Annotated in this window: 9 protein-coding genes; 7 read left to right on the top strand and 2 right to left on the bottom strand. The window is 60.2% G+C overall.

The window, feature by feature from the left end; all coding sequences use genetic code 11:
- The first annotated feature begins 38 nt into the window (after positions 1-38).
- Genes thiS through Q0X21_RS09450 form a run of 3 tightly spaced genes read left to right on the top strand, consistent with a single transcriptional unit; the run spans position 39 to position 1493 of the window.
- A complete protein-coding gene (thiS, locus tag Q0X21_RS09460; protein ID WP_297851636.1) occupies positions 39-239 on the top strand; it encodes a sulfur carrier protein ThiS in 201 nt (66 codons plus the stop codon).
- A 3-nt stretch (positions 240-242) separates the two neighbouring features.
- Positions 243-1025, top strand: a complete 783-nt coding sequence (locus tag Q0X21_RS09455) for a thiazole synthase (RefSeq protein WP_297851635.1) — start codon at positions 243-245, stop codon at positions 1023-1025.
- Positions 1026-1082: 57 nt separating this feature from the next.
- Positions 1083-1493: a hypothetical protein gene (locus Q0X21_RS09450; RefSeq protein ID WP_297851634.1), complete on the top strand. Its 411-nt coding sequence runs from the start codon at positions 1083-1085 to the stop codon at positions 1491-1493.
- Here the strand turns inward: Q0X21_RS09450 and Q0X21_RS09445 are convergent.
- Positions 1490-3250 carry a BCCT family transporter gene (locus Q0X21_RS09445; RefSeq protein ID WP_297851633.1) on the bottom strand — a complete coding sequence of 587 codons (1761 nt, stop codon included), beginning with the start codon at positions 3248-3250 and terminating at the stop codon, positions 1490-1492. The genes Q0X21_RS09450 and Q0X21_RS09445 overlap by 4 nt on opposite strands.
- Before the next feature lie 70 nt (positions 3251-3320).
- On the opposite strand from Q0X21_RS09445, the gene Q0X21_RS09440 reads away from it, so the two are divergent.
- Both Q0X21_RS09440 and Q0X21_RS09435 read left to right on the top strand, forming a co-directional pair.
- Positions 3321-4418 (top strand): ThiF family adenylyltransferase, encoded by a 1098-nt coding sequence (locus Q0X21_RS09440; protein WP_297851632.1) that lies wholly within the window; start codon positions 3321-3323, stop codon positions 4416-4418.
- A 39-nt stretch (positions 4419-4457) separates the two neighbouring features.
- Complete coding sequence (locus tag Q0X21_RS09435; RefSeq protein WP_297851631.1) at positions 4458-5591, top strand: aminotransferase class V-fold PLP-dependent enzyme; 1134 nt, start codon at positions 4458-4460, stop codon at positions 5589-5591.
- A 93-nt stretch (positions 5592-5684) separates the two neighbouring features.
- Here the strand turns inward: Q0X21_RS09435 and Q0X21_RS09430 are convergent, their stop codons facing one another.
- On the bottom strand, positions 5685-7310 hold the full coding sequence (locus Q0X21_RS09430) for a cytochrome c biogenesis protein CcdA (RefSeq protein ID WP_297851630.1): 1626 nt from the start codon (positions 7308-7310) through the stop codon (positions 5685-5687).
- 160 nt (positions 7311-7470) lie between these two features.
- Between Q0X21_RS09430 and Q0X21_RS09425 the strand changes: the two genes are divergently transcribed.
- On the top strand, positions 7471-7680 hold the full coding sequence (locus Q0X21_RS09425; protein ID WP_297851629.1) for a hypothetical protein: 210 nt from the start codon (positions 7471-7473) through the stop codon (positions 7678-7680).
- 3 nt (positions 7681-7683) lie between these two features.
- Entirely contained in the window at positions 7684-8259 is a 576-nt protein-coding gene (locus Q0X21_RS09420; protein WP_297851628.1) for a sigma-70 family RNA polymerase sigma factor, read from the top strand.
- Positions 8260-8284 lie beyond the last annotated feature (25 nt).

Genomic DNA, 8284 nt, shown 5'->3' with positions numbered 1-8284 from the left:
GGGGCCTGTGATCCCCTGCGTCATTCAAGGAGGAACTAATGCAGTTGGTTGTCAACGGGGAAAAGGTGGAGACGGAGGCGGGAAGCGTCGATAAGCTTCTGCGCGAACGTCTGGGTGAGGTGCCCGCGGGAACGGCCGTCGCGGTGAACGGCGATGTCGTACCAAAATCGGAATGGGAGTCCACCCAGCTTGAAGATGGCGCGCAGGTGGACATTCTCACTGCTGTGCAGGGAGGCTAGCCCGTGCTCGAAATCGCTGGAAAGACATTCGACTCGCACCTGATCATGGGGACCGGCGGGGCGAGCTCGCAGGACATGCTTGAAAAAGCGCTTGTCGCGTCGGGGACGGAGCTGACCACGGTGGCGATGCGTCGCTACGCTGCGGGCTCCGAATCTGGCGAGTCGGTCTTCGACCTGCTCAATCGGCTGGATATCGCGCCACTGCCAAATACCGCTGGCTGCCGCACCGCGCGTGATGCGGTGATCACGGCGAAGCTGGCGCGCGAGGCACTGGGCACAGACTGGGTGAAACTCGAGGTCATCGCTGATGATCACACGCTGCTGCCGGACGTCGTGGAGACAGTCGAGGCATGCGAGCTGCTCATCGACGAAGGCTTCACCGTCCTCGCCTACACCTCCGACGACCCGGTCGCGGCAAAGAAGCTCGAAGACTTGGGCGCTGCCGCCGTCATGCCGCTGGGCTCCCCCATTGGTACTGGGTTGGGCATTTTGAATCCGCACAATATCGAGCTGATCTGCTCCCGCGCGGAGGTTCCCATCCTGATCGATGCGGGCGTGGGCACCGCCTCGGATGCAGCACTGGCGATGGAGCTCGGCTGCGACGGTGTTCTACTGGCCAGTGCTGTCAACCGTTGCCAAGACCCCGTGGCCATGGCGCGGGCAATGCGCCTGGCGGTGGAAGGTGGCTTGCTGGCGCGGGGCGCGGGGCGCATCCCCAAGCGTGAGCACGCGGTGGCTTCGTCCAGCTTTGATGGTCTTGCCAGCTGGGCTGATCAGGTGCTGTAATTCTGATAAAAGTGGACTGTGATACCAGTCACTTCGCCCACCAGAGGAGTCCACACCATGAAACGCATCACCGCTATCCTCGCGTCCGCGGTGCTGGCCACCGCCGCACTCGCCCCACAAGCTGAGGCTGCCCCGCAGTTCGTCGCCAATTCCGACAACTCCGTCCGCTGCGCCCTGTACGACGGCGAAACCCTCTGCGTCAGCGAACGTGCCCGCAAATCCCAGCCGCAATGCAACCCGCGTGGCCAGCTGGCACCGGCCGTGTCCATCCAGCGCAAGTGGGTGGGCACCAAGTGCTGGAACCAAGGCTTTGAACGCCAGCCACAACGCCTCCAGCCCTTCCAGGTCCACAACCACGGCACCCGTTTCGTCTTCGCCAGCCCCACCGGTGACCTGTTCGTCCTGGATATGACAAAGCCGGCGCTGATTCGCGCCGGCGCTGTCAATGCGGTCTTGTTCTCGCTCTAGTCCTTTTCAGGTTCGACGATGACCTCGGTGCCTTCGGGCACCTTGGCATCAACTGCCTCATCGTCCGCCTTGGCTTCGGTGATGAGGCTCTCGGTGAGGCGCCACGAACCCTCGTCGTGGTCATATTCGAGTTCGGGGCGGTCGATCTCGTTGCCCTCTTCGTCGTAGCCCGGCGCGGGCTTCGCCTCGGCCTCTTCGTACTTCTCGGCCGTATCAGTCTTCTCCCACTGGCGGGAGCGGAAGCGACGCTCTGCCTCGGCATCATCGCTCATCGCCTTCACCAAAGAGAACATCATGATGAAGTAGACGATGAAGAACGGCAGGGCGATGATGATCACCACTTCCTGCAGAGCCTGAATACCGGAATCGTTGATGAACAGCAGCGCTGCTGTCACAACACCGACAGCCACGGCCCACGAAACGCGGTAGTACCGCGGCGTTACCTCTTCCTCACCGGTGGTGAACATGTCCATCACCAGTGCAGCAGAGTCAATCGAGGTGACGAAGTAGAAGATGATCACCGCGAGCGCCACTGCACCACTGATGAAGTACAGCGGGTATTCCGCCAACAAGGTGAACAATGCTTGCGGGGTCTCGCCGTCCTCCACGACGGGGCCGGTAAGCACGCCAGGGTTCTTCTCCTCTACATCAATCGCGGTGCGACCAAAGGTGGCGAACCAGATGATGTCGAAGACAGTCGGCAGCAAGATCGTGCCAGCGATGAACTGGCGCACGGTGCGGCCACGGGAAATGCGGGCGAAGAACATGCCCACGTACGGCGACCAACAGATCGTCCACGCCCAGTAGAACGCGGTCCAGGTGGCGTGCCAGCCCGGGTTGTCATTATTCGAGTCCACCCAGAACATCAGCTCTGGCAGCGACGAGGCGTAGATACCGAAGGACTCGGTCAGGTGCTCAATGATCTTCAGGGTCGGGCCCATCACGAAAAGGAAGACCAGCAGCGCAATCGAACCAATGATGTTCAGGTTCGACAGCAGCTTCACGCCTTTGTCTAGACCAGTCGCAACAGACACGGAAGCACAGACCGTGATGAAGATGATCACGCCGAGTTCCACCCACGTCACCAGTGGAACACCCCACAGGATGTTCAGGCCAGCACTGATCTGCAGAACGCCCAGGCCGACGGAAACGGCGAGGCCGAAGACGGTGCCGATGATGCCGATGGCGTCGAGAAGCTTGCCCGGCCACTCGTAGACCTTCGAGCCCAGCAGCGGCGAGAAGATCGACGAATAACGGGCCGGCATCTTGCGCTTGTAAATGAAGTAGCCCATGGCCAGGCCAGGCAAGGTGAAGATCACCCACATGTGAATACCGAAGTGGTAGTAGGTGAACTCGAAGGCCTGACGGATGGCTTCACGGCTCATCGATTCATATTCACCACGTGGCGGGTTGAATGCGTGGTGCAGTGGCTCAGCAGCACCCCAGAACAACAGGGTCGCGCCCATGCCAGCAGCAAAGAGCATCGAGAACCAGACGGGGAGGGAGTACTCCGGGTCATCATCGTCATCACCAAGCCGGTAATTACCGTACTTGGACACGAACAAGACGATCAAGAAGATGAATACAGTGGACACGCCGCCGATGTACAGCCAGGCGAAATTGTCCATCATCCACGCGGAGACAGTCGAGTACAGATTGCGAGCATTCTCGCCGAAACCAATGGTCAGCGCCACGAAGGCGACGATGAATCCTACCGCGGAGAAAAAGATCAGCGGGTCAGCGCGAAATTTGCGCATATGAATCAGGCCCTATTACTAGTAAGCGGTCAAGGTCTCGAAAAAGCTTATGCCATTAGGCTGGTGAGGTGTGATTAATCTTCCCGAGCAAGAACTCCGCCGCACCGCCCGTCAGATGAATCTGCCTGGCTTCGGTCCCGCGCAACAAGAAGCGCTCCACCGTGCCCACGTACTGGTCATTGGCGCGGGAGGGCTCGGGTGCCCGATCATGCAAACGCTCGCAGCGACAGGCGTCGGGCACATTTCGCTTATCGACGACGACGTAGTCGACCTCACCAATATTCACCGCCAAATCCTCTTCGGGGCCTCCGATGTAGGCCGTAGGAAGATAGATGTGGCCGCCGAAAGGCTCCGTGAACTGCAGCCCGGCATCGAAGTGACCACCATTGACGGCCGAATGGATGCATCAAATGCAGTGGAGCTCCTCGAAGGTGTGGATGTGCTGATCGACGGGTCTGACACCTTCACCACCAAATTCATGGCAGCCGATGCAGCAGAGATCACCGGCACTCCCCTGGTATGGGGATCAGTGCTGCGCTACCGCGGTGATGTCGCACTGTGGTGGTCCGGCCCCGGCGCACCGGAAGACGGTGTGGGCATGCGCGACCTCTACCCCGACCAGCCCGATGCAGACTCAGTACCCGACTGTGCCACCGCTGGCGTGCTCGGTGTGACCACCAGCGTTGTCGGTGGACTCATGTCCACCGAGGTGATTAAATTCCTCACCGGCATCGGCGAAGCACCAGTAGGTACGCTGCGCATGTACGACGCATTGACCACCCAGATCCGCCACTTCAGCGTCCGCCGCGACCCCGGCCGCGAGCTGATCACCAGCTTTGGCACCTACGAAGGCACCGCGTGTGCAATGCCCGCCAACACTGAGCTTCTCGACGCCGCCGCCACCGGCACAGTCATCGCCCTCGACGTGCGCGAAGAACACGAAAAGGCGATCAAGGACATCCCAGCTGCCAAGGGCGCGCACATTCCAACCTCTGCAGACCCCCAGCTCGGCGCGGACTTCATCGACTCACTGCCCGCCGGCACCGATGTCCTGGTGTACTGCGCATCGGGAAAGAGGTCGCAGGGTTTCGTCGATAAGCATGCGGACCATGCGGCACAGCGCGGGATCACGCTAACGAGCTTGCCTGGTGGCGTCAACGCGCTCTAACTACGCACGTACGACGGCGAAAACCGATAGCGTTAAGGCATGACTGAAATCCAATTGCCCCGCCACGAAATCGACCCCGAAGGATTGCTCGAATACTCGGCAGTGTTCAGCGACCGCTCGCTGAACCACATGTCCGCGAAATTCATCGGCATCATGCAGGAACTCCAAACGATCCTGCGCGAGACCTACCACGCGAAATCCGTCGCCGTGGTCCCTGGTGGCGGCACCTTTGCAATGGAATCCGTCGCCCGCCAGTTCGCACGTGACAAGGACGCCTTGGTCATCCGCACCGGAAATTTCTCCCACCGCTGGACCCAAATTTTCGATGCCTCCGGCGTGGCCAACAAGGTCACCGTGCTCAACGCCGAGCCGACCTCCGATGATGAGCGCGCCTCTTATGTTCCCCCGGCCATCGACGACGCAGTCGCACGCATTCGTACGGAGCGCCCTGCAGTCGTCTTCGCCGCGCACGTCGAAACCGCAGCTGGCCTCGAACTGCCCGCCGACTACATCTCCCAGCTCGCCGCTGCTACACACGAAGTCGGCGGCCTGATGGTCCTCGACTGTGTCGCCGCCGGCACCAAGTGGATCAACATGGAAGAAACCGGCGTGGACATCCTCATCTCCGCACCGCAAAAGGGCTGGTCCGGCTCTCCGGCCACGGGCTACATCATGTTCTCCGAAGCCGGCCGTGCACAGCTGGACAACACCACTTCCGACAGCTTCGCCATGGACCTGGCCAAGTGGACCGCCATCTCCGAAGGCTACGTCGACGGTGGCGCCGCCTACCACGCGACCCTGCCGACCGACGCGATCGCACACAACCTTGAACTCATGGAAGAAGCCAAGGAGATCGGCTTGGACGAGCTGACCAAACGCCAGGTCGAGCTTGGTTCCAAGGTCCGCGAGGTACTCGCCGCAAAGGGCTTCGTCTCCGTTGCCGCACCGGGCTTTGAAGCCACCTCCATCGTGGTAATGCACGCCAACTCACCAGAGCAGGCAACCGGTGCCGCCTTCAAACAGGCTGGTATCCAGATCGCCGGTGGTGTTCCGCTGCAGATCGGCGAACCTGAGAGCTTCTCCACCTTCCGCATCGGCTTGTTCGGCCTGGACAAGTGGGCAGACGTTGACGGCACCGTTGCACGCTTCGCGGAGGCACTGGACCAGGTCTAGGCCTGGCGTGCGGTGGATCTCGATTACATCGCCGCGAATCCGACCTTGGGTTTTATTCTCAAGCCGGGGGCTGGATGTAATCCAGATCCACGCTTAGCCGAAGGTCAACGAATACAACTTCACGCCTGCCGAGGGACGGATGCGCAGCACCCCCTCGGTGGGCGTTTCGTCTTTCACAAGGTCCAAGGTTCCGTCAGTGACATCGAAGGTCCTGGTGGAGCCGTCCGGATACTCGACCTCGACATTCCCCTTACCGGACACAACCAGCTGCACCCATGACGCATGGACGTTGATATCCATGTGACCGCCATCTGCCTCCACGGACTCTGAACCCAGCGTCCATCTCCCGGACAGCGCGAACATGTACCGCCCCGGTGCCGCTTGCTCACCGAAGTCATGCGGGCCATCGCTGTACTCGGCCTGCGTGGTGTATTCCGCACGCGCCGTGCCCAAGTAAGTCTCCGGGTTACGGTCTTTCGTGCCAGCCTCACCTGCTTGCTTTTCGACGACCTCCGGTAGCTCCACCCCCGGATTCGACTCCCGCAGCAGTTGGCGGATGAGCTGCTCAGTCTCTGCGTAAGAGCCCTCCCCTTCCACGATCTGGCGAACATTTCCATCTTTGTCAATGAGGTAACGCGCCGGCCAGTAGCGGTTGTTGAAATTCTTCCAGGTGGCAAAGGAATTGTCCTGTGCCACTGGGTAGTGGATGCCTTCTTTCTCCACTGCGGCTTTCACGTTGTCCAGATCATGTTCGAAGCCGTACTCCGGGGAGTGGACGCCGACGACGGTGAGGCCTGCGTCGCGGTAGGCGTCGTAAAGCTTGGTGATGTGCTCCCCTGCCCTCTGACAGTTGATGCAGGCATAAGCCCAGAAGTCCACGAGCATCACGCCGCCATCGTGTGGGCTTGGTGGCTGCTCAGTGTTGATCCAGTTCTCCAAGCCTGCGAACTCGGGGGCGGGGCCGCAGTCGTGGAGGGTGGCGGGGTCGGAGCGTCGACAAGCGCCTAGCTCACCGGTGCCCAACGCATTGGTGGCGAAGTCTGAATTCTCAAAACGCTGCGACAGACCCGATGTCCAATTCGGCAGCGCCCGCTGGATCGCCGCCGGTGCATTGAGCGCAAGCGCCAGCGTGAACACGAGCACCACCACGCCGATCGCGCGGCGGTGGCGCTGCACCACGTCGACCTTCTCTCCGATCTTGTTTCCCGCGAGCGCGAAAATGAACAGCGGCAATGCAGAACCCAGCGCGAAAGCCACGGTGAGCAGCACCGTATTCCACCCGATCTCACCCGTATTTCCCGCAACCGTCACCGCTGCGAGCACCGGCCCTGCACACGGCACGTACACCGCACCGAGCGCCAACCCAATAACGAAACCGCCCTTATCCTTCGCGTTCTGCTGGAGCTGGTACGGACGCGGTATGGCATCAAAGGGCTTCTGCACAATGTCCCCAAGCTTCGGAAAAATCATGCTCAACCCAACGAGACAGAGCAGCACAATACCTGTCCACCGCAGCACCGACGGCGGCAAATGCAACGTGCTGAGAAGCAGCGAGCCCAGCAACGCGATCACCGCGAAACTAATGGTCAAACCCGCCACAACGTGTGAAGGCTTACGGCCCACGCTCACACCGAGTACCACCGGCAACACCGGCAAAATACACGGCGAGAGCGCTGTGATCACTCCCCCGATAAACCCCACGAGAACAACACTGAGCATCGAAACATCCTTAATCCATCATGTCTTTCCTGACACCCAGAACTACGGAGTCACCTACTTTTTCGGATTGGTCCAATCCGCCGCCCCGGAGTGCTCCGTAGTACTTCATGACGGGCCAGAAAAACTGCGCCCGCAACACCAACTCAGTGAAGGAGACACAATGTCTATCAACCGCACCATCGCCACCGCCAGCGCCATCGCCATTGCCGCTACCGGCCTCGTTGCCTGCAACGACAGCGAAGACAAGATGGAGGACAAGATGGATGGCTCCATGACCCCGAGCTCTAGCGCGATGATGAGCGAAGAGTCCATGGCCCCGTCGTCCGAGGCGATGATGAGCGAAGACAAAATGATGGAAGAATCCAAGTAGCACATGACCCAGGTGTTAGATTTAGAATCTGTGGATCCTGACCGTCTCTTAGAAAGCGTGCGCGCAGGTGACAAAGCTGCATTCGCCGAGCTTTACGACGCCATTGCCCCACAGGTTCTTGGTCTAGCCACCCATATTCTGCGCGATCAAGCTCAAGCCGAAGAGGTCACCCAAGAGGTGTTCGTGGAGGTGTGGCAAAAGGCCCACACTTTCGATCCGGCCCGGGGCAGCGCGAAATCATGGGTGCTTCGCCTGGCCAAATCAAGGTCTATTGACAGACTGCGGAGCTGGCGAAGTGCGCAGGCCCGTGACACTGAAGACTTCAACAGCCAGCTCACCACCTGGGTCGCTGCTGCTGAGGACGAAGCAGGACAACGACTAGAATCGCAGGAACTGCAAGAACTCATTGATTCGATCGGGGAACCCCACCGCAGTGCGCTCATGCTCGCATATTTCGGGGAATACACCCACCAGGAAATCGCAGATGCAACCGGCGTCGCACTCGGAACCGCGAAAACGCGAGTGCGCGATGGGTTAAATAAACTGCGCAAGGCTGTGTCGCTGAAAGGAGGCCTGTGATGGATAAAGATATCGAGGACCTCTT

The organism is uncultured Corynebacterium sp. (genome assembly GCF_947253065.1).
Lineage (GTDB): Bacteria > Actinomycetota > Actinomycetes > Mycobacteriales > Mycobacteriaceae > Corynebacterium.
The sequence above is the reverse complement of the archived record's forward strand: the minus strand, read 5'-3'. Positions and strand labels throughout refer to the sequence as shown.

Excerpts from the sequence above, each read along its gene's own strand:
- thiS (WP_297851636.1), top strand. The coding sequence starts at position 39 with ATGCAGTTGGTTGTCAACGGGGAAAAGGTGGAGACGGAGGCGGGAAGC.
- Q0X21_RS09450 (WP_297851634.1), top strand. The coding sequence starts at position 1,083 with ATGAAACGCATCACCGCTATCCTCGCGTCCGCGGTGCTGGCCACCGCC.
- Q0X21_RS09445 (WP_297851633.1), bottom strand. The coding sequence starts at position 3,250 with ATGCGCAAATTTCGCGCTGACCCGCTGATCTTTTTCTCCGCGGTAGGA.
- Q0X21_RS09435 (WP_297851631.1), top strand. The coding sequence starts at position 4,458 with ATGACTGAAATCCAATTGCCCCGCCACGAAATCGACCCCGAAGGATTG.
- Q0X21_RS09430 (WP_297851630.1), bottom strand. The coding sequence starts at position 7,310 with ATGCTCAGTGTTGTTCTCGTGGGGTTTATCGGGGGAGTGATCACAGCG.
- Q0X21_RS09425 (WP_297851629.1), top strand. The coding sequence starts at position 7,471 with ATGTCTATCAACCGCACCATCGCCACCGCCAGCGCCATCGCCATTGCC.
- Q0X21_RS09420 (WP_297851628.1), top strand. The coding sequence starts at position 7,684 with ATGACCCAGGTGTTAGATTTAGAATCTGTGGATCCTGACCGTCTCTTA.